Annotated in this window: 20 protein-coding genes and 1 other RNA gene; 10 read left to right on the plus strand and 11 right to left on the minus strand. The window is 62.1% G+C overall.

The features are described from left to right. Window positions 1-60 precede the first annotated feature (60 nt). Both PSH90_RS25450 and PSH90_RS25455 read left to right on the plus strand, forming a co-directional pair. The gene (locus tag PSH90_RS25450) at window positions 61-1845 is read left to right on the plus strand and encodes a GspE/PulE family protein (RefSeq protein WP_024014732.1); all 1785 of its coding nucleotides are present in this window, start codon (window positions 61-63) and stop codon (window positions 1843-1845) included. Between the two features lie 65 nt (window positions 1846-1910). Next, complete coding sequence (locus tag PSH90_RS25455) at window positions 1911-2231, plus strand: DUF2388 domain-containing protein (RefSeq protein WP_172667868.1); 321 nt, start codon at window positions 1911-1913, stop codon at window positions 2229-2231. Between the two features lie 186 nt (window positions 2232-2417). Here PSH90_RS25455 and gcvP read toward each other — a convergent pair whose 3' ends face one another. From gcvP to PSH90_RS25505, 10 genes are all read right to left on the minus strand, one after another. Continuing rightward, window positions 2418-5291: an aminomethyl-transferring glycine dehydrogenase gene (gene gcvP / locus PSH90_RS25460; RefSeq protein WP_305381724.1), complete on the minus strand. Its 2874-nt coding sequence runs from the start codon at window positions 5289-5291 to the stop codon at window positions 2418-2420. A gap of 236 nt (window positions 5292-5527) precedes the next feature. Then, the gene (gene gcvH / locus PSH90_RS25465) at window positions 5528-5911 is read right to left on the minus strand and encodes a glycine cleavage system protein GcvH (protein ID WP_125925399.1); all 384 of its coding nucleotides are present in this window, start codon (window positions 5909-5911) and stop codon (window positions 5528-5530) included. Between the two features lie 47 nt (window positions 5912-5958). After that, window positions 5959-7041 carry a glycine cleavage system aminomethyltransferase GcvT gene (gene gcvT, locus PSH90_RS25470; protein WP_056791717.1) on the minus strand — a complete coding sequence of 361 codons (1083 nt, stop codon included), beginning with the start codon at window positions 7039-7041 and terminating at the stop codon, window positions 5959-5961. A gap of 155 nt (window positions 7042-7196) precedes the next feature. After that, a complete protein-coding gene (locus PSH90_RS25475; protein WP_252886960.1) occupies window positions 7197-8813 on the minus strand; it encodes an iron ABC transporter permease in 1617 nt (538 codons plus the stop codon). Window positions 8814-9056: 243 nt separating this feature from the next. Then, window positions 9057-10061, minus strand: coding sequence for an extracellular solute-binding protein (locus PSH90_RS25480; protein ID WP_056791711.1), 1005 nt, complete (start codon window positions 10059-10061; stop codon window positions 9057-9059). A gap of 220 nt (window positions 10062-10281) precedes the next feature. Beyond that, window positions 10282-11499 carry a 2-octaprenyl-3-methyl-6-methoxy-1,4-benzoquinol hydroxylase gene (locus tag PSH90_RS25485; protein WP_252887992.1) on the minus strand — a complete coding sequence of 406 codons (1218 nt, stop codon included), beginning with the start codon at window positions 11497-11499 and terminating at the stop codon, window positions 10282-10284. A 9-nt stretch (window positions 11500-11508) separates the two neighbouring features. Beyond that, window positions 11509-11994 (minus strand): DUF4442 domain-containing protein, encoded by a 486-nt coding sequence (locus tag PSH90_RS25490; protein ID WP_305381726.1) that lies wholly within the window; start codon window positions 11992-11994, stop codon window positions 11509-11511. Then, window positions 11987-13174 carry a 2-octaprenyl-6-methoxyphenyl hydroxylase gene (gene ubiH / locus PSH90_RS25495; protein WP_305381728.1) on the minus strand — a complete coding sequence of 396 codons (1188 nt, stop codon included), beginning with the start codon at window positions 13172-13174 and terminating at the stop codon, window positions 11987-11989. Before ubiH ends, PSH90_RS25490 begins: the two co-directional genes overlap by 8 nt. Then, window positions 13171-14505: a Xaa-Pro aminopeptidase gene (gene pepP / locus PSH90_RS25500; protein WP_041476895.1), complete on the minus strand. Its 1335-nt coding sequence runs from the start codon at window positions 14503-14505 to the stop codon at window positions 13171-13173. Before pepP ends, ubiH begins: the two co-directional genes overlap by 4 nt. A 27-nt stretch (window positions 14506-14532) precedes the next feature. Then, on the minus strand, window positions 14533-15093 hold the full coding sequence (locus PSH90_RS25505) for a YecA family protein (protein WP_041476897.1): 561 nt from the start codon (window positions 15091-15093) through the stop codon (window positions 14533-14535). 125 nt (window positions 15094-15218) lie between these two features. On the opposite strand from PSH90_RS25505, the gene PSH90_RS25510 reads away from it, so the two are divergent. The 4 genes from PSH90_RS25510 to PSH90_RS25525 all read left to right on the plus strand — a co-directional run bounded on the left by PSH90_RS25510 (window position 15219) and on the right by PSH90_RS25525 (window position 16638). Continuing rightward, the gene (locus tag PSH90_RS25510; protein ID WP_007911197.1) at window positions 15219-15428 is read left to right on the plus strand and encodes a TIGR02449 family protein; all 210 of its coding nucleotides are present in this window, start codon (window positions 15219-15221) and stop codon (window positions 15426-15428) included. After that, window positions 15425-15742, plus strand: a complete 318-nt coding sequence (locus PSH90_RS25515) for a cell division protein ZapA (RefSeq protein ID WP_056791703.1) — start codon at window positions 15425-15427, stop codon at window positions 15740-15742. The genes PSH90_RS25510 and PSH90_RS25515 overlap by 4 nt, the downstream gene beginning before the upstream one ends. Before the next feature lie 30 nt (window positions 15743-15772). Further along, a non-coding RNA gene (gene ssrS / locus PSH90_RS25520) (6S RNA) lies at window positions 15773-15951 on the plus strand. 81 nt (window positions 15952-16032) lie between these two features. Beyond that, window positions 16033-16638 carry a 5-formyltetrahydrofolate cyclo-ligase gene (locus PSH90_RS25525; protein WP_024014742.1) on the plus strand — a complete coding sequence of 202 codons (606 nt, stop codon included), beginning with the start codon at window positions 16033-16035 and terminating at the stop codon, window positions 16636-16638. Window positions 16639-16673: 35 nt separating this feature from the next. Here the strand turns inward: PSH90_RS25525 and PSH90_RS25530 are convergent, their stop codons facing one another. Then, on the minus strand, window positions 16674-16829 hold the full coding sequence (locus PSH90_RS25530) for a hypothetical protein (RefSeq protein WP_024014743.1): 156 nt from the start codon (window positions 16827-16829) through the stop codon (window positions 16674-16676). Between the two features lie 197 nt (window positions 16830-17026). Here PSH90_RS25530 and PSH90_RS25535 point away from each other — a divergent pair, with 197 nt between their 5' ends. The 4 genes from PSH90_RS25535 (at window position 17027) to PSH90_RS25550 (ending at window position 22403) form a co-directional block, all read left to right on the plus strand. Next, window positions 17027-17476 (plus strand): EVE domain-containing protein, encoded by a 450-nt coding sequence (locus PSH90_RS25535; protein ID WP_095181275.1) that lies wholly within the window; start codon window positions 17027-17029, stop codon window positions 17474-17476. Window positions 17477-17599: 123 nt separating this feature from the next. Continuing rightward, window positions 17600-18565, plus strand: a complete 966-nt coding sequence (locus tag PSH90_RS25540) for an HlyD family secretion protein (protein WP_305381729.1) — start codon at window positions 17600-17602, stop codon at window positions 18563-18565. Next, window positions 18562-21285 carry a ribosome-associated ATPase/putative transporter RbbA gene (rbbA, locus tag PSH90_RS25545; RefSeq protein ID WP_305381730.1) on the plus strand — a complete coding sequence of 908 codons (2724 nt, stop codon included), beginning with the start codon at window positions 18562-18564 and terminating at the stop codon, window positions 21283-21285. Before PSH90_RS25540 ends, rbbA begins: the two co-directional genes overlap by 4 nt. Then, on the plus strand, window positions 21285-22403 hold the full coding sequence (locus tag PSH90_RS25550) for an ABC transporter permease (RefSeq protein WP_095181272.1): 1119 nt from the start codon (window positions 21285-21287) through the stop codon (window positions 22401-22403). Before rbbA ends, PSH90_RS25550 begins: the two co-directional genes overlap by 1 nt. Window positions 22404-22415: the final 12 nt, after the last annotated feature.

Consider the following 22415-nt stretch of genomic DNA (forward strand, 5'->3'; position numbering starts at 1 on the left):
CCAACGGTCAGCAGAGCCACGACTATCCTTTTGCGCATGACGCTTAAAAAGGAAAGCCGCATGTCCGTTCAATTTGTCACTCAGGACCGCTGGCTCGACCTCAACGATGTATTACGGGAACTGGTCGCCCAAGGCTTCATCTGCCAGGACGCGGCGGAACAGGCGCTCAATGCCCGCCGTCGCCATGCTGCTCACGGGCAGATGCATCCGCTGGAATTCATCGCCAGCCAGCAACTCGACGACCTCAGCCGTCCGGGCAAACATCTGGATCTGGAAAGCCTGACCCTGTGGCTGGCGCAACAGGCCGGTCAGCCGTATTTGCGCATTGATCCGCTGAAAATCAATGTCGCGGCGATCACGCCGCTGATGTCCTATGCCTTCGCCCAGCGCCACAAGATTCTCGCCGTCGCCGTGGACCGCGATTCGGTCACCGTGGCCAGCGCTCAGCCCTACGTCAGCGGTTGGGAAGCCGACCTGACCCACGTGTTGAAGCTGCCGATCAAACGCGTTGTGGCCAACCCGGTCGACATCCAGCGCTTCAGCGTCGAATTCTTTCGTCTGGCCAAATCGGTCAGCGGCGCCAGCAATGCCGACGCCCAGGGCGGCAACCTCGGCAATTTCGAACAACTGCTCAATCTCGGCGCCAGCGACCAGGAACCGGACGCCAACGACGCGCACATCGTCAACATCGTCGACTGGCTGTTCCAGTACGCCTTCCAGCAGCGCGCCAGCGACATCCACATCGAACCGCGCCGTGAGCACGGCACCGTGCGCTTTCGCATCGACGGCGTGTTGCACAACGTCTATCAATTCCCGCCGCAGGTGACCATGGCGATTGTCAGTCGCCTGAAAAGCCTCGGTCGCATGAACGTCGCGGAAAAACGCAAACCCCAGGATGGCCGGGTCAAGACCAAGACCCCGGACGGCGGCGAAGTGGAGTTGCGTTTGTCGACCTTGCCGACGGCGTTCGGCGAAAAAATGGTCATGCGGATCTTCGACCCGGAAGTGCTGCTGAAAAATTTCGACCAGTTGGGTTTCAGCGCCGACGACCTGCGGCGCTGGCAGGACATGACCCGCCAGCCCAACGGCATCATTCTGGTCACCGGGCCGACCGGTTCGGGCAAGACCACCACCCTGTACACCACGCTGAAAAAACTGGCGACGCCGGAGGTCAACCTCTGCACCATCGAGGACCCGATCGAAATGGTCGAGCCGGCCTTCAACCAGATGCAGGTGCAGCACAACATCGAACTGACCTTCGCCGCCGGGGTGCGCGCGCTGATGCGGCAGGACCCGGACATCATCATGATCGGCGAGATCCGCGATCTGGAAACGGCCGAAATGGCGATTCAGGCCGCACTCACCGGCCACTTGGTCTTGTCCACCCTGCACACCAACGATGCACCGAGCGCCATCAGCCGTTTGCTCGAACTCGGTGTGCCGCATTACCTGATCAAAGCCACCGTGCTCGGCGTTATGGCTCAGCGTCTGGTGCGCACCTTGTGCCCGCACTGCAAGGCGCCACTGACGCTCGAGGATGAAGACTGGCAAACCCTGACCCGGCCCTGGCAAGCGCCGCTGCCGAGCAATGCGCAGCGAGCGATCGGTTGCCTAGAATGCCGCGACACCGGCTATCGCGGCCGCGCCGGGGTCTACGAAATCATGCAACTGAGCGACAGCCTCAAAGCGCTGATCACCCCGGATACCGACCTCACCGCGATCAGGCGTCAGGCATTCAAGGAAGGCATGCGCAGCCTGCGCCTGTCCGGCGCGCAGAAAGTCGCGGCGGGGCTGACCACGGTGGAAGAAGTGCTGCGGGTGACGCCGCAAAGTGAGTTGAAATAATTCAGCACGGAACTGGATCGGGGGATCGGCTATCCAACGCCGTAGTCAATCCCAGGAGTCACCTCATCATGCGTCTCAAACTTGCTGTCGCCACCTTGGCCCTGCTGTCGCTTCCCGTTGGTTCGGCCATGGCGGACAGCTTTTGGCGTAACGTCATCTCCTCCGGTGCCACCACCGGCTCGACCTACCTGACGTTCAAGGATCACAAGCTGATCGTCGCCGCCCAGGACGACGCCGGCAGCTTCGTCGCCAGCGACGGCGGCATCCGTGGCCCGTACCTGGAAGCAGCCATGCAGAAAGTCCGCGCCGACAACCCGGGCCTGCAGGCTTCGGACATGGAACTGGCGAACGCGATTCTGGCGAAGAACGCCGTGGCTTCCGAGTAAACGTTGCGCCGATGAAAATGCCGCTCGATCGAGCGGCATTTTTTTGCCCGTCTTCTGAAACCGATACAAAACCCTGTGGGAGCGAGCCTGCTCGCGAAAGCGGTGAGCCAGTCACCGAAAATGCTGGCTGGACGATTGCTTTCGCAAGCAGGCTCGCTCCCACAGGGACGGCGGTGGATTTAGAGATCAGCGGTAATCATCCACCGGGACACACGCGCAATACAGGTTGCGATCCCCGTAAACGTTATCCACCCGATTCACCGCCGGCCAATATTTGTGCAATCGGGTGTGCGCATTCGGGGTAATGCCCTGTTCGATGCTGTAGGGCCGTTCCCAGATCCCAGTGACATCGGCCAGCGTATGCGGCGCGCGTTTGAGCGGGTTGTCTTCGCCCGGCCAGTTGCCCTTCTGCACTTCATTGATCTCTGCGCGAATGCTCAGCATCGCCGCGATGAAGCGGTCGAGTTCTGCCTTGGATTCGCTCTCGGTCGGCTCGACCATCAACGTACCGGGCACCGGGAAGGACATGGTCGGCGCGTGGAAGCCGTAATCCATCAGCCGCTTGGCAACGTCTTCCTCGCTGATGCCGGTCTGAGCCTTCAGTGGGCGCAAATCAAGAATGCATTCATGCGCCACCCGGCCGTTGCGCCCGGCGTAAAGCACCGGGAATGCCCCGGATAGATGCTGCGCCAGATAATTTGCCGCCAGAATCGCCACCTCGCTGGCGTCCGCCAGTTGCGGGCCCATCATGGCGATGTACATCCAACTGATCGGCAAAATGCTCGCACTGCCCCACGGTGCTGCGCTGACTGCGCCGTTTTGTGCCAGCGGTCCGTCAATCGGCACCACCGGATGGTTGGCGACGAACGGCGCCAGATGCGCACGGACGCCGATCGGCCCCATGCCCGGCCCGCCGCCGCCATGGGGAATGCAGAAGGTCTTGTGCAGGTTCATGTGCGACACGTCGGCGCCAATGTCCGCCGGTCGGGCGAGACCAACCTGGGCATTGAGATTGGCGCCATCCATGTACACCTGGCCGCCGTGCTGGTGGATCACTGCGCAAATTTCGCTGATGCCCTCCTCGTAAACGCCATGGGTCGACGGATAGGTCGCCATCAGGCACGACAACTTGTTCCCGGCCTCTGCGGCTTTCAGCTTCAAGTCTTCCAGATCGACGTTGCCCGCCTCATCGCATTCGACAATCACCACACGCATTCCGGCCATCTGCGCCGAGGCCGGGTTGGTGCCATGGGCCGACGACGGAATCAGGCAGATATCCCGCGCGCCCTCCCCCCGGCTCTCGTGATATTTACGGATCGCCAAAAGCCCGGCGTATTCGCCCTGGGCGCCGGAATTGGGCTGCATGCAGATAGCATCGAAACCGGTAATCGCGCAGAGCCAACCCTCAAGTTCTTCGATCATCAGTGTGTAACCGACAGCCTGCTCCCTCGGCACGAAGGGATGCAGATTGGCGAACTGCGGCCAGGTGATCGGGATCATTTCGCTGGTGGCGTTGAGCTTCATCGTGCAGGAACCGAGCGGAATCATCGACTGATTGAGCGCCAGATCCTTGTTTTCCAGTTGTTTGAGGTAACGCAGCATCTCGGTTTCGCTGTGGTGAGCGTTGAACACCGGATGTTGCAGGTACGGTGTGCTGCGCTGAAGATGCTCTGGAATTCCAGAAGCCATGTCTTCGCCATCCAGCGCGTCAACGCTCAGGCCGTGATCAGCCCCGACCAGCACGTCGAACAGTTTTGCCACGGTGTGTTCATCACAGGTCTCATCCAGACTCAGCCCGACGCGGCCGCGACCGAGAATGCGCAGGTTGATCTGCGCTGCCTGAGCGCTTTCGATGATCGCCGTTTGCGCACCGCCGACCTCCAGGGTCAGGGTGTCGAAGAACTGCTCGTTGAGCCGTTTGATACCGTTGCGCTTGAGTCCCGCGGCGAGGAGGCAGGTCAGGCGATGCACGCGCTGGGCGATACGCTTCAAGCCCTCGGGGCCGTGATACACCGCATAACAGCTGGCGATATTGGCCAGCAGCACCTGCGCGGTGCAGATGTTCGAATTGGCTTTCTCGCGGCGGATGTGTTGCTCGCGGGTTTGCAGGGCCATGCGCAGCGCGACGTTGCCGCGAGCATCTTTCGATACACCGATGATCCGCCCCGGAATCGCTCGTTTGTACTCCTCGCGGCTGGCGAAAAACGCCGCGTGCGGGCCGCCATAACCCATCGGCACACCGAAACGCTGGGACGAACCGAACACCACATCGGCACCCAACTCACCCGGCGGCGTCAGCACCAGCAGGCTGAGCAAATCGGTAGCGACGCAGGCCAGGGCCTGTTGTGCGTGCAGGTGGTTGATCAAGGGTTTGAGATCGCGGATTTCGCCGTGGGTGTCGGGGTATTGCAGCAGCGCGCCGAACACCTCGTGCTGCGCCAGGTTATCCACCGCGTCGACGACCAGCTCGAAGCCGAAACCTTCGGCGCGGGTCTGCACCACGGAGAGGGTTTGCGGATGGCAGTTTTCATCCACAAAAAACAGATTGCTCTTCGACTTCGCCACGCGCCTGGCCAACGCCATGGCTTCGGCCGCTGCGGTGGCCTCATCGAGCAGCGAGGCGTTGGCCAGTTCCAGGCCGGTGAGGTCGATGGTCAGTTGCTGAAAATTCAGCAGCGCTTCGAGCCGGCCCTGGGCGATCTCTGGTTGGTATGGGGTATACGCGGTGTACCAGCCGGGATTTTCCAGCACATTGCGCAAAATCACGGTCGGCGTGACGGTGCCGTGATAACCCATACCGATCAGGCTGGTGAACAGCTGATTCTGCTCGGCATAACCGCGCAGTTTCGCCAGCGCAGCCTGTTCGCCGAGTGCCGGCGGCAGATCCAGTGCGCGATTGAAGCGAATGCCCGGCGGCACGGTCTGCTCGATCAGCTCGGCACGACTGCCCAGGCCCAGGCTGTCGAGCATCGCCTGCTGCTCGGCGGCATCCGGGCCAAGGTGGCGGCGCAGAAAGGCTTCGGGATCGCGTAACTGGCTCAGGGACGGCGACTGGGACATGACGGGCTCTCCTGGCTGGCGCTTGGCGTCAATCGACACGGTCAAACCAGCATAGCAGGCGAATTTTCAAGATCACGCCGCCCCTGTGGGAGCGAGCCTGCTCGCGAAAGCGGTGTTTCAGAAACCTTGGCATTGACTGATATGGCGCTTTCGCGAGCAGGCTCGCTCCCACAAAGGGATATTCGTCGCCCATAAAAAAGCCCCGACGAATCGGGGCTTTGGGTGTTGCCGGCAACTTACTCGCCGATTGCAGCCTTGTACCCAGCAGCATCCAGCAGCTTGTCCAGCTCGGCCTTGTCGCTTGGCTTGAGCTTGAAGATCCACGCGCCGTACGGGTCGGAGTTCAGCAGCTCAGGCGAGCCACCCAGCTCTTCGTTGATCGCGATGACTTCACCGCTGACCGGGGCGTAGATGTCGGAGGCGGCTTTCACCGACTCGACCACGCCGGATTGATCACCGGCGGCGAACACCTTGCCGACTTCGGTCAACTCGACGAACACCACGTCGCCCAGCGCTTCCTGCGCGTGATCGCTGATGCCCACGGTGACAGTGCCGTCAGCTTCCAGACGCGCCCATTCATGACTTTCGGCAAAACGCAGTTCGGCAGGGATATCGCTCATCTTCGGTTCCTCGGAAATTGGTCAGCGGTCATGCCCGCCAGAAAAGGTTAGATCAAGGTTTTGCCATGGCGCACGAAGGTCGGTTTGACCACTCGCACCGGATACCACTTGCCACGGATTTCCACTTCGGCGCGGTCGGCAGTCGCCATCGGTACACGCGCCAGGGCAATCGATTTGCTCAGCGTAGGAGAGAAACTACCACTGGTGATCTCCCCTTCGCCAACATCGGCGATGCGAACCACTTGGTGAGCGCGCAAAACCCCGCGCTCTTCCAGCACCAGACCGACCAGTTTATGCGCCACGCCGACGGCTTTTTCCGCCTCCAGCGCCGCACGGCCGATGAACTGCCGCGAGGCCGGCTCCCAGGCGATGCTCCAGGCCATGTTCGAGGCCAGCGGTGAAACGTCCTGATGAATGTCCTGACCGTACAGGTTCATTCCGGCCTCGACACGCAAGGTGTCGCGAGCGCCAAGGCCGATCGGCGAAATACCGGCACCGACCAGGTCGTTGAAGAAACCCGGCGCCTGATTGGCCGGCAGACAGATTTCCAGGCCATCCTCGCCGGTGTAACCGGTACGCGCGATGAACCAGTCGCCGTCGATGGCGCCTTCGAAAGGTTTGAGTTGCTGGATCAGCGTGGCGCGCGACTGGGTGACCAGTTCGGCAATCTTGTGCCGGGCCTGCGGGCCTTGGATGGCGAGCATCGCCAGCTCGGCGCGCTCGTGCAGTTGCACGTCGTAGGCGCCGAGCTGGGCGTTCATCCAGGCCAGATCCTGATCGCGGGTCGAGGCGTTGAACACCAGCCGGTACGCGTCGTCGAGGCGATAGACGATCATGTCGTCGACGATGCCACCGCGCTCATTGAGCATGGTGCTGTACAACGCCCGGCCGGGGCGGTGCAGACGTTCGACGTCGTTGGCCAGCAGATGCTGGAGCCAGGCCTTGGCCTGGGCGCCGGTGACATCAATCACGGTCATATGGGAAACATCGAACACCCCGCAATCGCGGCGCACTTCGTGGTGCTCCTCGACCTGCGAGCCGTAATGCAGTGGCATGTCCCAACCGCCAAAATCGACCATCTTCGCGCCGAGCGCGAGGTGCAGGTCATACAGAGGCGTACGCTGTCCCATGGGTTTCTCCTTCCGGGCGTGGCGAGGGTGCGGACCGCCGCTATACGGCTGAAGGCCTTGATGAATAAGGCTTGCAGCCGATTCCAGCGCACGGGTCTGTCAGACGAACCGCACCGAATGCCGCGCATTGTAGCCGCATGATGTAGGACTGACGACTAAGTGTTTCGATGCGCCGAACGTCGAATCAATCCGATCACCGGCAACAGCCCGACCAGCACCAGGGTCAATGCTGGCAACGAGGCGCGCGCCCATTCGCCTTCACTGGTCATTTCAAAGATGCGCACCGCCAGCGTGTCCCAGCCAAACGGGCGCATCAGGAGGGTCGCGGGCATTTCCTTGAGCACATCGACGAACACCAGCAACGCCGCACTCAAAGTGCCGGGCAGCAAGAGCGGTAGATACACTTTGAAAAACAGTCGCGGCCCACTGACACCCAGGCTACGTGCCGCTTCGGGCAAAGATGGCCGTATACGCGCCAGACTGCTTTCCAGCGGCCCGTAAGCGACAGCGATAAAGCGCACCAGATACGCCATCAGCAAAGCTGCGAGGCTGCCGAGCAGCAACGGTCTGCCCGCACCGCCGAGCCATGACGAAAGCGGAATCACCAGCTCACGATCCAGATAACTGAAGGCAAGCATGATCGACACCGCCAGCACCGAACCGGGCAAGGCGTAGCCGAGATTGGCCAGACCGACGCCGGAGTTGATGGCTGGGGTCGGCGCCAGGCGCCGGGCAAACGCCAGCAACAGCGCAACGCTGACGGTGATCAGCGCCGCCATCGCGCCCAGATAGAGCGTGTGCAGAATCAGCCCGGCGTAACGCTCATCCAGATCGAAGCGTCCACGCTGCCAGAACCAGACGATCAGTTGCAGCACCGGGATGACGAAGGCGCAGGCGAACACCAATCCACACCAGCCCGTCGCCGCGAAGGCCTTGATTCCCCGCAGGTGATACAGCGCTTTCACCCGTGGCCGCTCGTTGCTGGCCCGATTCGCCCCGCGTGCCCGGCGCTCGCCGTACAGCACCAGCATCACCACCAGCAGCAACAGACTGGCCAGTTGCGCAGCGCTGGGCAGGCTGAAAAAGCCGTACCAGGTTTTGTAGATGGCCGTGGTGAAGGTATCGAAGTTGAACACCGACACCGCGCCAAAATCGGCGAGGGTTTCCATCAGCGCCAGCGCCACGCCCGCGCCAATCGCCGGACGCGCCATCGGCAGCGCAACCCGCCAGAACGCCTGCCACGGCGACTGGCCCAGCACCCGCGCCGCTTCCATCAAACCTTTGCCCTGAGCCAGAAACGCGGTGCGCGCCAGCAGATAAACGTAGGGATAAAACACCAGCACCAGCACCACGATCACCCCGCCGGTGGACCGTACCCGAGGCAGGCGCAGGCCGCTGCCGAACCATTCGCGCAACAGGGACTGCACGGGGCCGGCGAAATCGAGCAGGCCGACGAAAACGAACGCCAGTACATACGCTGGAATGGCGAAGGGCAGCATCAGCGCCCAGTCGAGCCAGCGCCGACCGGGGAATTCACAGAGGCTGGTCAGCCATGCGAGGCTGACACCCAGCAGAATCACGCCGACACCGACGCCGAGGATCAGCGTCAGGGTATTGCCGAGCAGACGCGGCATCTGGGTTTGCCACAGGTGCGACCAGATCTGCTGATCGATGGTCTGCCACGACAGCAGCAACACGCTCAGGGGCAACAACACCAGCGCGGCGATGGCGAAGACGATGGGGTACCAGCGGCGTTGGGCGGGGTGGGCCACTTTTGGGTCTCTGGAGGGATTGGGGTGTTCTTGGATTGCGTATTTCAGGTTGGGATTGCTGCCCTCACCCTAGCCCTCTCCCGGAGGGAGAGGGAACTGACCGAGGTGCTCATGCAAACTACATCGACCTGAGATATTGAGTCGAACTCAAGTTTCGAAAGCAACAAGTTGGCTCCCTCTCCCTCCGGGAGAGGGCTGGGGTGAGGGAGCGATCTTGAAAGATCAACAGTTACACGAAACGCCTCAGTTCCACCCCGCCCGATCCATCATCCGGATCGCCTCGGCCTGACGTTTACCCGCCACCTCAACCGGCAACGTATCAGCAACAAACTTGCCCCACGCCGCCACCTCTTCCGATGGCGCCACCGCCGGGTTGGCCGGGAATTCCTGGTTCACATCAGCAAAAATCTTCTGTGCCTCAGGCGTGGTCATCCATTCGACCAGCGCCTTGGCCGCTTCCGGGTGCGGTGCATGTTTGGTCAGGCCGATGCCCGACAGGTTCACATGCACACCGCGATCGGCCTGATTCGGCCAGAACAGCTTCACCGGCAATTCAGGCTTCTGCTTGTGCAGGCGACCGTAGTAGTAGGTGTTGACGATGCCAACGTCACACTGCCCGGCGTTGATCGCTTCCAGCACTGCAACGTCATCGGAGAACACGTCAGTGGACAGGTTGTTGACCCAGCCCTTGAGGATTTTCTCGGTCTTCTCGGCGCCGTGGACTTCGATCATGGTCGCAGTCAACGACTGGTTGTAGACCTTCTTCGCCGTGCGCAGGCACAGGCGGCCTTCCCAGTTCTTGTCGGCCAGCGCTTCGTAGGTGGTCAGTTCGCCCGGCTTCACCCGCTCGGTGGAATAGGCGATGGTCCGTGCGCGCAGGCTCAGGCCGGTCCAGGCGTGGGTGGACGAGCGATATTGCTGAGGAATATTGGCGTCGATGGTTTTCGAGGTGAATGGCTGGAGGATGCCCATCTGCTCGGCCTGCCACAGGTTGCCGGCATCGACGGTAAGCAGCAGATCGGCGGTGGCGGTTTCGCCTTCGGCCTTGATGCGCTGCATCAGCGGCGCTTCCTTGTCGGTGATGAACTTGATCTTCACCCCGGTCTTGGCGGTGTAGGCATCGAATACCGGTTTGATCAGCTCATCGATGCGCGACGAGTACACCACCACCTCATCGGCGGCCTGGGCAGTGGTGCTGCCGATCAGGGTCAAGGCCAGTGCGGTCAGAAGACGCTTGGGTGCCAACATGGGAGTGGTCTCACGGTCGGGAAAGGTGGGCCAAATGATAAGGACTCACATTTACCACCACAATCGAACACTGGGGGAAGGCGTTACCAGATGTTGCACGGCTCAAAACTGCGGTAAGTGGGCGGACGCTTTCGCGAGCAGGCTCGCTCCCACATTGGAATGCATCTCAACAGTGGGAGCGAGCCTGCTCGCGAAGGGGCCATCAGCCTCAATGAGGCGGTCAGGGCTTTGCCAGAGTTGGAAGATCCCCAGTCAACCCCAGCGCCTCGCGCACAAACAACGCCTTCGCCTCGGGCATCTGCTCGACCAGTTTCAATCCGGCATTGCGCAACCAGCGCAGCGGCAGGGGGTCGGCCTGGAACAACCGCTCGAAGCCTTCCATCGCTGCCATCAGCGCCAGATTGTGCGGCATGCGCCGACGCTCGTAGCGGCTCAGCACCTTCACGTCCGCCAGTCGCTCACCGCGCTGATGCGCTTGCAGGAGCACTTCCGCCAGCACCGCTGCATCGAGGAAACCAAGGTTCACACCCTGCCCCGCCAACGGGTGAATGGTGTGCGCCGCATCACCGATCAAGGCCAGGCCCTCAGCGACGTAGCGCTTGGCATGGCGCTGACGCAGCGGCACGCACAGACGCGGATCGGCGTTGATCACTTCACCGAGGCGCCCTTCGAAGGCTCGCTCCAGCTCAGCGCAAAACGCCGTCTCCTCGAGTGCCATCAGGCGCTCGGCTTCACCCGGCGTGGTCGACCAGACGATCGAACACCAGTCCTGCTGACCATCACGCTCCAGTGGCAAAAACGCCAGCGGCCCGTGATCGGTAAAGCGCTGCCAGGCGGTTTTGCGGTGCGGCTGGCTGCAGCGCACGCTCGTCACAATGGCGTGATGCAGATAATCCCACTCGCGGGTCGCCACGCCGGTCAGACGGCGCACAGCAGAATTGGCGCCATCGGCCGCGATCACCAGCGGCGCGCGCAAGGTGCGGCCGTCGGCCAGGGTCAGCAGCCAGTCATCGCCGGAGCGACGCATCTGCTCCAGCCGCGCATTGGCCAACATGCCGAGGTCGCAATCATGCAAACGCTCGAGCAGCGCATCCTGGACCACGCGATTTTCGACGATGTGGCCGAGCACATCGGCATGCACGCTGTTGGCCGAGAAATGAATCTGCCCGGTGCCGCTGCCGTCCCACACGTGCATGTCGGTGTACGGGCTGCTGCGCCGCTGGGCGATGCCGTCCCAGACACCGAGGCGCTCGAGAATACGCTGGCTCGCCGCCGACAATGCACTGACGCGCGGTTCGAACGCCGCTTCGGCAGCGAAGGGTTTGACACTCAGCGGGCTACCGTCGAGCAACAGCACTTCCAGCCCACTGTCCTGTAACGCCAGCGCCAGGGCGCTGCCGACCATTCCGGCTCCGACAATCAGCACATCTGCGCGCATTTCCATGCTTTAGGCCTGTCTCGCTTGCGGCTTGAGCCGCACGTAAAGGGTTTTACCGACCCGCGCCACAAGGTTGCCGGCGCCGTCATGAATGTCGACCTGCAACTGCGGCAGGTATTTATCGCCGTTGGCGGTCTGCCGGCGGATCTCGTCGAGCAGGGTCTGGTCGATGTTGAACCGGGCGAACACCGGGCCTTTGCCCGGCGCAATGAAATCGATGTCGGCAGCCTTGTCCCAGACGATGTATTTCGGGCCGAGGTTTTCCATGAGCATCAACATGAAGAACGGGTCGACCATCGAATACAGACTGCCGCCAAACTGGGTGCCGACATAATTGCGGTTGTACCAGCCCAACCCCATGGACACCTGCACATCGCGAAAGTCGTCACTGATGTGCCGAACGCGCACTCCGGCGCCGAGATACGGCGGGTAGAAGGTCATTATCCAGCGCATCAATCGTGCCTTGCCGAATTTTTTGCTCAGCCACTCAAGCATCCGGACGGGTTCCCAGGCCCATCGCCTGCCGGGCGAACCAGCGCTTGGCCGGTGGCAGCAGATCGAGGCCGAGCAGGCCGAGGTTGCGCCCCAGCGACACCAGCGGCTGGCTGCTGCCGAACAGACGCGTGACCTGATCGGAGAAGCCCACCGTCAGGTCCTGATCGAGGCGCTGCCGCTCGCGATAGGCCTGCAACGTGGCGAAGTCGCCCAGCGGCTTGTCGCTGGCCAGCAGCGCGGCAGCCAAGGCATCGGCGTCACGCAGCGACAGGTTGAAGCCCTGGCCGGCAATCGGGTGCAGGCTGTGTGCGGCGTTGCCGAGCACGGCCAGATGCGAACGCACCTGTTCTTCAGCTTCGATCAGCGACAGCGGATACAGATGCCGTACGCCGACCTGTTTCAAGGTGCCGAGGCGGTAACCGAACACGCCTTGCAGCTCGCTGAGAAAATCACGCTCGCTCAATTCAGTCAGACGCTGCGCGTCCATGCCCAGCCGCGTCCACACCAGTGCGCAGCGATTGTCCGGCAGCGGCAGCAGGGCCATCGGCCCCTCGTCGGTGAAGCGCTCGAAGGCCATGCCGTTGTGCGCTTCACTCGGGGTGATGTTGGCGATCAGTGCGCTCTGGTTGTAAGGGCGCGTGCGCACGTTGATGCCCAACTGTTCGCGCAAGCCGGAGCGGCCGCCATCGGCGAGCACCGCGAGGTCGCATTCCAGCGTGGTTTCATCGTTGAGGGTCAGACGATAGCCATCGGCCAACGGCTCCATGCGCGTGACTTCCGCCGGGCAGCGCCACGTGATCACGTCTTTGTCGAGGTGCTGCCACAGGCACTGGCCGAGCCAGGCGTTTTCCACCACGTAACCGAGCGCTGGCACACCCTCTTCCATCGCCGACAAGCGCGCGGTGGAGAAGCGGCCACGGTCAGAGACGTGAATCTGTTTGATCGGCTCGGCGCGGCGGGAGATTTCCTGCCACACGCCCAGGCGCTGATAAATCTGCCGCGAGCCGAAGGACAGCGCCGAGGAGCGAGCGTCGTAGCTCGGTTGCCAGCTGTCGCCGGGGGCGAACGGTTCGATCAGGACGATTTTCCAGCCCTGCGCCTTGGCCCCGGCCTGCAACGCCAACGCCAGACTGGCGCCGACCAGACCGCCACCGATGATTGCCAGATTGACTCGACTCATGCTGCGTGTGTCCTTGCTTGTGCCATCAGCGCCTCGATCTCGGCGACGGTTTTCGGCACGCCGCTGGTGAGGATTTCACAACCGGATCGGGTCACGACCACGTCATCCTCGATGCGCACGCCAATGCCACGCCATTTCTTCGCCACGTTCTGATTGTCCGCCGCGATGTAGATGCCAGGCTCCACGGTCAGCGCCATGCCGACCTCCAGCACACGCCATTCGCCGCCGACCTTGTACTCGCCAACGTCATGCACATCCATGCCCAGCCAGTGGCCGGCGCGGTGCATATAAAAAGCCTTGTAGGCTTCGCTGGCGATCAACTCGTCAACCTCGCCCTGCAACAAGCCAAGCTTGACCAAACCTGCGGTGATCACCCGCACCGTGGCTTCGTGCGCCTGGTTCCAGTGCTTGTTCGGTGCAATCTCGGCGAACGCCGCTTCCTGCGAAGCCAGCACCAACTCGTAGATCGCCTTCTGCTCCGGCGAGAACCTGCCATTGACCGGCCAGGTGCGGGTGATGTCGCTGGCGTAGCAGTCGATCTCGCAACCAGCGTCTATCAACACCAGATCGCCGTCCTTGAGCAGCGCGTCATTTTGCTGGTAATGCAGGATGCAGCTGTTGCGCCCGGCGGCGACAATCGAACCGTAGGCCGGCATCTTCGCCCCGCCCTTGCGGAATTCGTAATCCAGCTCGGCTTCGAGGCTGTATTCATACAGCCCCGGACGACTGGCCTGCATCGCGCGGATATGCGCCTGCGCCGAAATCCGCGCGGCTTCGCGCATCACCTTCACTTCTGCCGCCGATTTATACAGGCGCATGTCGTGCAGGAGGTGATCCAGGGCAACGAATTCATTCGGCGGCTGCGCGCCGAGGTGCGCCTTGGAGCGGATCACGTTGATCCAGTCCATCAAATGCCGATCGAATTCAGGGTTGCTGCCCATCGCCGAATACACCCGGTCGCGGCCTTCGATCAGGCCCGGGAGGATGTCGTCGATGTCGGTAATCGGAAAGGCGTCGTCGGCGCCGTACTCGCGGATCGCGCCTTCCTGCCCGGCGCGCAGGCCATCCCACAATTCGCGTTCGGCGTTGCGTTCACGGCAGAACAGGATGTACTCGCCGTGCTCGCGGCCGGGCATCAGGACGATGACGGCCTGTGGCTCGGGAAAACCGCTGAGGTACTGGAAGTCGCTGTCCTGACGGTAGACGTGCTCGACGTCGCGGTTGCGGATGGCCACCGCGGCGGCGGGCAGGATCGCGATGCTGTTGGGTTCCATCTGCGCCATCAGGGCCTTGCGGCGACGGCTGTATTCCGCTTTGGGGATATGGGTCATGGGCAGATCGCTTTCCCTGGCACGCGATTAATGCAGCGAAGGTTTGGCCGCTGGCGGCACATCGGACTTCTTGGTTTCCGAGAACAGCAGCAACGGCGCGACGCGCAGGTATTCCATGACTTCCATGTAGTCGGATTCGCCGTCTTCGGATTCTTCCAGCGCGTCCTGCACCTGGGAAATGGCGGCCAGATCCTGCAGCACTTCGGTGGCTTCGGTGCTGAGCATGCTGCTGTCGCGGCAGTTCAGGCCGAAACCGCTGAGGAAGCCCTGGCACCACTCGCCCAGCGCAGCAGCGCGGTCGGCCAGCGGTGCATCGTCGGTCGGCAGCAGCAGCACGACAGTGACGTCGTCGCCGGTCAGCTCGCCTTTGACCATCTCCTGCAGGCCGATCAGGGCGTTGCGGACGTTGTCCTGGATGTCGCCTTCGAGCAGTTCGGCGGCGTCGATCAGCCAGCCTTCGTGATCGAAGCCGGCCCCGGCGCAACTGCGCCCGAGCAGCACGCCGTGCAGTTCGGCAGGCGAGACGTTGTGGCCGCTGGCAGTCAGCAGGGTGGCAAAGGCTTGGTACGGGGAATTCGCAATGGTCATGGGCAGCTAGGCGCCAGACGGCGCTATGTCTAGAATGAAGGCCTTGTATCCTACATCGACAGCCCCGCCAAGACCATTAAAGGCTGTCCGCCAGTCACCACCCATCAGACGAACACGTGGACCCAATGGAAGACACCGACCTGCAAGCGCTGATGGCCAGACTCGAACTGCTGATTGGCCGAGTCGAGCAACTTAAGAGTCAAAACGCACTCTTACTAGCTCAGGAAAAAACCTGGCGCGAGGAACGCGCTCACCTCATTGAAAAAAACGAAATCGCCCGGCGTAAGGTCGAATCGATGATTTCGCGCCTCAAGGCCCTGGAGCAAGACTCATGAGTTCAAGCAATAGCGTTACCGTGCAGATCCTCGACAAAGAGTATTCGATCATCTGCCCGCCGGAAGAACGCAGCAATCTGGTCAGTGCCGCCCGCTACCTGGACGGCAAGATGCGCGAGATCCGCAGCAGCGGCAAAGTCATCGGTGCCGACCGCATTGCCGTGATGGCCGCGCTGAACATCACCCACGACCTGTTGCACAAAGAAGAGCGCCCGGACATCCAGGCCAGCGGTTCGACCCGCGAACAGGTGCGCGACTTGCTCGATCGTGTCGATCTGGTCCTGGCCGACGATCAGAACACCGTCAAGGGCTGATTCGCCTGACAGCTTGAGGTATACTCGCGGCACTCCCTGGGGTGCTTGCCAGTTGACGATGTCCCGGAGCCGATTCGCACTACCCTGGAAGTTGCACGTTGGGCTGGTGTGCATGTCCGCTAGACGGAAAGCCTTAAAGTCTACTGCTTCTTCCACCTTGAACTTTCGGGTTCAAGGGCTGAGTTGACAGCGGTTCATCCGGGGAGCCTGATTCGAAATCCGATGTCGGTGTATGCCGACATCGGTTTTTTTATGCGTACGTTTTTGCATCCACCTGCCGAAGCCGAACCATGACCGAACCCGCGCTGCTGCCCCGCCCGCAACTCCGCCGCCTGCTGCGCAAGGCGCGCCGCGCACTGACGCCGGGCGAACAACGCCAGGCTGCCAAAGGCCTGTTCCGGCAATTGGCCCAGGACCCGCACTTTCGCCGGGCAAAACATATCTCTCTGTATTTGCCCACCGACGGTGAAATCGATCCGCGCCTGCTGCTGCGCGAAGCCCAGCGTCGCGGCAAGGCAACTTATCTGCCGGTACTCAGCGCATGGCCACGAACGAAAATGGTCTTCCAGCGCATCCGCCCCGGCGAAAAGCTCACCCCCAATCGTTTCCGCATCCTCGAGCCCCGGGCCAATCTGGCTCGGCAACGCAAGGTCTGGGCGCTGGATCTGGTGCTGTTGCCGCTGGTAGGGTTTGACGATGTCGGCGGGCGCCTGGGCATGGGCGGCGGATTTTATGATCGAAGCCTCGCCTATCTGGCCCGGCGCAAGAACTGGCGCAAGCCGACGCTGCTGGGCCTGGCCCATGAGTGTCAGAAGGTCGAGCGTTTGGCGCAGGCGAGCTGGGATGTCCCGTTACAAGGCACGGTCACCGACAAGGCGTGGTATTTCGCAGAGTAGACGCCGCATGGAACAGCGGCGTCGAAGAGACAGGTTCAGCGTTTGAAAGCGGTCGACTGTTGCACCTGTTGCGCCACTTCAATCGGCGCGTCGGTCTTGTTCGCCCACAGGCTCTGCGCGTAACCGGTGGTTACCACGCCCAGGCCAAACAAAATTACCAAAGTCCATAGCAAATCCGGTTTGCGTTTCATCGATTGCCCCCCTCAAGGCACATCATCACGATGACAGCAGCGGTTTCCGTTCGTAGGCCGTGCAGCAGCGTCAAGCTTTAAAGGCCGGCATTTTGCGGCAACGTGAACCTGTGCGCAAACGCTGACGTCAACCGACTGTCGGTTTGTCATAAAATTGCCCGACAACCTGCCCAATGACCGCTTCAGGAGCACACGACATGGCCTACTGGCTGATGAAATCAGAGCCCGACGAACTCTCGATCAAGGGTCTGGAAAAGCTCGGCAAGGCGCGCTGGGACGGGGTTCGCAACTATCAGGCGCGCAATTTCCTGCGGGCGATGGCGGTCGGTGACGAGTTCTTTTTCTACCATTCCAGCTGCCCCGAGCCGGGGATTGCCGGGATTGGCAAAATTATCGAAGCAGCGTATCCCGATCCGACGGCGCTGGAGCCGCAGAGCCATTACTTCGATCCGAAGGCCACCGCGCAGAAGAATGCCTGGAGCGCCATCGACGTGGCGCACGTCGAAACCTTTGCGCGAGTCTTGAAGCTCGACTACCTGAAACAGCAGACCGCGCTGGCAGAAATGCCACTGGTGCAGAAAGGCTCGCGGCTTTCAGTGATGCCCGTCACCGCCGAACAATGGGCCGCAGTGCTCGGCCTGCGCTGAGAACTGCCAAGTCACACCGTGGTGGCAGACAAAAGGGTCTAGGCTTGACGCTCATTTGATTGACATCAAGCGCCCCCAGCGCTTGAACCGTCAGAGTGGACGCCACAGCCGCAGGATGCCCCCATGTCGACGCACCGCCGTTCCTCACTGTTATTTGCCGGATCGCTCATAGCCTTGCTGTTGGCCGCTGGCGGCTTCGGTTACTGGAAGTCGATGAGCAGCCGCCTGCCCGAGGGGCTGTCGGCCGGCAACGGACGACTTGAGGCCACCGAAGTGCAAATCGCCAGCAAGACCCCCGGGCGCCTCGCCGAGGTGCTGGTCGATGAAGGCGACAAGGTCACTCAAGGCCAACTGCTGGCCCGCATGGACACCCGCACCCTTGAAGCCCAGCGCAACCAGGCCGAAGCCGAGGTGGTGCGCGCCCGGGAAAACCTCAACGCCGCCCAAGCCAACGTGCAGTTGCGTCAGAGTGAGCTACTGCTGGCCCAACAGGAACTCGGGCGCTCTGAGTCGCTGTTCAAGCACGGTTTCGTCAGCGCTCAGGTCATCGATCAATTGCAGTCGCGCATCGGCACCGGCAACGCTGCCGTGACGGCGGCCCGCGCCCAAGTGTCGGCGGTCGCTGCAGCGATCGGCGCAGCCCAGGCGCAGGTCGCTCAACTGACCAGCGAAATCGACGACAGCAGCCTGCGGGCGCCGATTGACGGCGTGATCCAGTTACGCATGGCCGAACCCGGGGAAGTGCTGGGTGCCGGTGGCCGCGTCCTGCTGTTGATTGACCCCAACGATCAGTACATGAATCTCTACTTGTCCGCCTCGGTGGCCGGGCGTCTGGCGGTGGGCGATGAGGCCCGGGTACTGCTCGATGCCCTGCCCGACAAGCCCTTGCCAGCGAAAATCAGTTTTGTCGCCGGCAAATCGCAGTTCACCCCCAAGGAAGTCGAAACCCGCGACGAGCGGCAAAAACTGGTGTTCCGCGTCAAACTGCGCTTGACCCAACCCAGCGCCGTACCGCAAGCCAAGCCCGGCATGCCCGGTGCCGGGTATGTGCGCACCGCGCCGATCGTCTGGCCGGCCAATCTGCAATGAGCAGCCTCGCGGTCCAGGCCAATGCTATCGCGCACCGCTACGGCAAACAGCAAGCACTGAGCGATATCACCTTCAGCCTGCCAGCCGGCACCCGTTGCGGTCTGATCGGCCCCGATGGCGCGGGCAAGTCCAGCCTGCTGGGACTGATCGCCGGCGTGAAGGCCTTGCAGCAAGGGCAACTGGACGTCCTTGGCGGGCCGATCCAGCAGCGCCACCACCGCGACACGCTGTATGCACGCATCGCTTTCATGCCGCAGGGATTGGGCGGCAACCTGTATCCAGAACTGTCGATCCGCGAAAACATTCAGTTCTTCGCCACGCTGTTCGGCCTGTCGAAGGCCGACAGCGAACAACGCATGCGCAATCTGCTGCTTGCCACCGACCTGCTGAAGTTCGCCGAGCGCCCCGCCGGCAAGTTGTCCGGCGGCATGAAACAGAAACTCGGACTGTGCTGCGCGCTGATCCACGAACCGGATCTGTTAATCCTCGATGAGCCAACCACCGGCGTCGACCCGCTCTCACGACGGCGTTTCTGGGAGCTGATCGACGACGTGCGGCGCCAGCGCCCGCAACTGACCCTGCTGGTCGCCACCGCGTACATGGAAGAAGCCGAACAGTTCGAGCATTGCCTGATGCTCGACAACGGCAAATTGATTGCCACCGGTCTGAGCCGTGAACTGGCGGCCGTCACCCCCAGTGGCAAACTCGATGAGGCCTTCACCCATTTCCAGGGTGACAGCCAGCATGACGTCAGGCCGCTGGTGATTCCGCCACGTAGCAGTGGCAGCAGCGACACCGCCATCGAGGCCCACGACCTGACACTGCGTTTCGGCGACTTCACTGCGGTCGATCACGTCAACTTCGCCATCGGTCGCGGCGAAATTTTCGGTTTTCTCGGCTCCAACGGCTGCGGCAAGACCACCACGATGAAAGTCCTGACCGGGCTGATGCCTGCCAGCGAAGGCCGCGCGACACTGCTCGGCAACCCGGTAAATGCCAAGGATCTGGCCACACGCAAACGGGTCGGTTTCATGTCCCAGAGCTTTTCGCTGTATGGCGAACTCAGTGTGCGACAGAACCTTGATCTGCACACCCGGCTGTTCGACTTGCCCAAAGCCGAGAGTGCGCCACGCATCGATGCCCTCATTCAACGCTTCAACCTGCTCAGCGTCGCCGATCAGCCGTCCGGCGCCCTGCCTCTGGGGCTGCGTCAACGCCTGTCGCTGGCGGTTGCGGTGTTGCATCGTCCGGAAGTGCTGATCCTTGATGAGCCGACGTCCGGTGTCGACCCGGCCGCCCGCGATGACTTCTGGCGACTGTTGATCGAACTGTCTCGCGAGCAAGGCGTGACGATTTTTCTCTCCACCCACTTCATGAACGAAGCCCAGCGCTGCGACCGCATTTCGCTGATGCACGCCGGCCAAGTGCTGGCGTGCGACACCCCGGCAGCGCTGCAACGTCAGTTCGCTGGAGAAACGCTGGAAGCCGCTTTCGTGACGTGCCTGGAACAGGCTCAGGGCACTGCGCAGTCGCCGCCTGCCAGTGAATCGCCGACCGCGCCAACGACCGCCACGCCGCCGCTCCAGCAGCGCGGTTTCAGCCTCGGTCGCCTGCTGGCAGTGGCCAGTCGCGAAGGCAAGGAGCTGCTGCGTGACAAGGTGCGCATGGCATTCGCCCTGGCGGGGGCAATTTTCATGATGGTGATTTTCGGCTACGGGATTTCCCTGGACGTGGAAAACCTCGCGTTTGCCGTGTACGACCAGGACCAGACACCGCAGAGCCGAACCTATCTGGAGGCCTTTCGCGGCTCGCGTTACTTCGATGAACGGCCAGCCATCCATGATGCACAGGAATTGCACCGACGCCTGCAACGCTCGGAGATCAAACTTGCGCTGGAAATCCCCCCCGGTTTCGGCCGTGACCTGTACGCCGGACGCCAGCCCGCGGTGGCGGCATGGCTGGATGGCGGCATGGCGTTTCGCGCCGAGACCAGCCGCAATTATGTCGAAGCGGTGCACTTGGCCAACCTGCAACAGTTGGCCGAACAGAGCAGTCTCGCCATCAACCATCAGGCGGGCGCCAGCCTGGAAACGCGCTTTCGCTACAACCAGGATGTGGTCAGCGTCAACGCTATCGGCCCCGGCGTCATGGCGCTGATACTGGCGTTCATTCCAGCGATGCTCACCGCACTCGGCATCGTGCGCGAGAAAGAACTGGGCTCGATCACCAACTTCTACGCCACGCCCCTGACCCGCCTGGAGTTTCTGCTGGGCAAACAGGCGCCATACCTGCTGGTCAGTCTGGTCAATCTCGCGCTGCTGGTGGCGATGAACCGCTGGCTGTTTGGCGTGCCGTTCAAGGGCAGCCTGCTGACACTGGCGTTTGGCGGCCTGCTCTACGTGCTGGCGACCACCAGCATGGGTCTGCTGATCTCGGCCTTCACCCGCACACAGATCGCCGCGATCCTCGGCACCATGATCATCACCAGCCTGCCGACCATCCAGTTCTCCGGGCTGATCGTGCCGCGCTCTTCGCTGCAAGGTGCGGCTGCGGTGATGGGCATGCTGTTTCCGGCAGGACATTTTCTCGATATTGCCGTGGGGACGTTCACCAAGGCGCTGGACTTGCGGCAGCTGTGGCCACAATGCCTGGCCCTGTTCGGCTTCTTCGTCGGGTTCACAGGGTTGAGCCTGATCATGCTGAAAAAGCAGGAGGCCTGATGCACAAGTTCGCGCACATCCTGCGCTTGGGACTCAAGGAACTGACCAGCCTGCGCCACGACAGCGTGTTGTTGCTGTTCCTGTTCTACGCCTTCACCGTGGCGATCTACATGCCCGCCGCCGGTTCGGTAATCGGCGTGCACAACGCCAGCGTGGCGATCGTCGACGAAGACCGCAGCGCCCTCTCGCGCCAGTTGGCCCAGGCCCTGCAACCGCCGGAGTTCCAGACGCCGGTGCTACTGCCTTACCCGCAACTGGATCAGGTGATGGACAGCGGCCAGTACACCTTCGTGATCAACATTCCGGCGGGGTTTCAAACCAACCTGCTCGCGGCGCGGCGACCGGCCATTCAGGTCAACGTCGATGCCACCGCGATGAGCCAGGCGTTCATGGGCGCCGGTTACATCGGCCGGATCTTCCAGCGTGAACTGCAGGCCTACGGCGGTCAGAGCGATGCCGCGAGCAAGACGCCGATTTCGCTGACCACCCGCGCGCTATTCAATACCAACCTGGAGGGTGGCTGGTTTCTGGCGGTGATCCAGATCGTCAACAACATCACCATTCTGGCGATCATCCTCACGGGCACCGCGCTGCTGCGCGAACGCGAGCACGGCACGCTCGACCATTTGCTGGTGCTGCCGCTGACGGCGCTGGAAATCATGCTGGCGAAAATCTGGAGCAACCTGCTGGTGGTGGTGCTGTGCACCTGGCTGTCCGTGGAGGTGGTGGTCAAAGGCGCACTCGGCGTGCCGCTTTCCGGCTCAATGAGCCTGTTTTTGCTGGTGACTGCGGTTTATCTGTTTGCCAGTACCGCGCTGGGCATCTTTCTGGCGACACTCGCGCGCTCGACGCCGCAGTTCGGCTTGCTGGCGATTCCGGTGATCATCCCGATGCTGCTGCTGTCGGGCGGCAGCACGCCACTGGACAGCATGCCGCACTGGCTGCAGTGGGTCATGCAGGGCTCACCGTCCACGCATTTTGTCAGCCTCAGCGCCGCGATTCTGTTTCGCGACGCCGGGCTGAGCGTGGTCTGGCCGGAGTTGCTGGCGCTGACTGCCATCGGTCTGCTGTTCTTCGCCATCGCCTTGGCACGCTTTCGCAAAAGCCTGGCGTCCTGAAGAGCAGCAGCC

This window comes from Pseudomonas sp. FP1762, from assembly GCF_030687105.1.
GTDB classification, from domain to species: Bacteria; Pseudomonadota; Gammaproteobacteria; order Pseudomonadales; family Pseudomonadaceae; genus Aquipseudomonas; species Aquipseudomonas siliginis.

Bases quoted from the DNA above. Each gene is read 5' to 3' on its own strand.
- PSH90_RS25450 (WP_024014732.1), top strand. From the start codon at position 61: ATGTCCGTTCAATTTGTCACTCAGGACCGCTGGCTCGACCTCAACGAT.
- gcvP (WP_305381724.1), bottom strand. From the start codon at position 5,291: ATGTCCCAGTCGCCGTCCCTGAGCCAGTTACGCGATCCCGAAGCCTTT.
- gcvH (WP_125925399.1), bottom strand. From the start codon at position 5,911: ATGAGCGATATCCCTGCCGAACTGCGTTTTGCCGAAAGTCATGAATGG.
- gcvT (WP_056791717.1), bottom strand. From the start codon at position 7,041: ATGGGACAGCGTACGCCTCTGTATGACCTGCACCTCGCGCTCGGCGCG.
- PSH90_RS25480 (WP_056791711.1), bottom strand. From the start codon at position 10,061: ATGTTGGCACCCAAGCGTCTTCTGACCGCACTGGCCTTGACCCTGATC.
- PSH90_RS25485 (WP_252887992.1), bottom strand. From the start codon at position 11,499: ATGCGCGCAGATGTGCTGATTGTCGGAGCCGGAATGGTCGGCAGCGCC.
- PSH90_RS25490 (WP_305381726.1), bottom strand. From the start codon at position 11,994: ATGCTTGAGTGGCTGAGCAAAAAATTCGGCAAGGCACGATTGATGCGC.
- ubiH (WP_305381728.1), bottom strand. From the start codon at position 13,174: ATGAGTCGAGTCAATCTGGCAATCATCGGTGGCGGTCTGGTCGGCGCC.
- pepP (WP_041476895.1), bottom strand. From the start codon at position 14,505: ATGACCCATATCCCCAAAGCGGAATACAGCCGTCGCCGCAAGGCCCTG.
- PSH90_RS25505 (WP_041476897.1), bottom strand. From the start codon at position 15,093: ATGACCATTGCGAATTCCCCGTACCAAGCCTTTGCCACCCTGCTGACT.
- PSH90_RS25510 (WP_007911197.1), top strand. From the start codon at position 15,219: ATGGAAGACACCGACCTGCAAGCGCTGATGGCCAGACTCGAACTGCTG.
- PSH90_RS25515 (WP_056791703.1), top strand. From the start codon at position 15,425: ATGAGTTCAAGCAATAGCGTTACCGTGCAGATCCTCGACAAAGAGTAT.
- PSH90_RS25525 (WP_024014742.1), top strand. From the start codon at position 16,033: ATGACCGAACCCGCGCTGCTGCCCCGCCCGCAACTCCGCCGCCTGCTG.
- PSH90_RS25530 (WP_024014743.1), bottom strand. From the start codon at position 16,829: ATGAAACGCAAACCGGATTTGCTATGGACTTTGGTAATTTTGTTTGGC.
- PSH90_RS25535 (WP_095181275.1), top strand. From the start codon at position 17,027: ATGGCCTACTGGCTGATGAAATCAGAGCCCGACGAACTCTCGATCAAG.
- PSH90_RS25540 (WP_305381729.1), top strand. From the start codon at position 17,600: ATGTCGACGCACCGCCGTTCCTCACTGTTATTTGCCGGATCGCTCATA.
- rbbA (WP_305381730.1), top strand. From the start codon at position 18,562: ATGAGCAGCCTCGCGGTCCAGGCCAATGCTATCGCGCACCGCTACGGC.
- PSH90_RS25550 (WP_095181272.1), top strand. From the start codon at position 21,285: ATGCACAAGTTCGCGCACATCCTGCGCTTGGGACTCAAGGAACTGACC.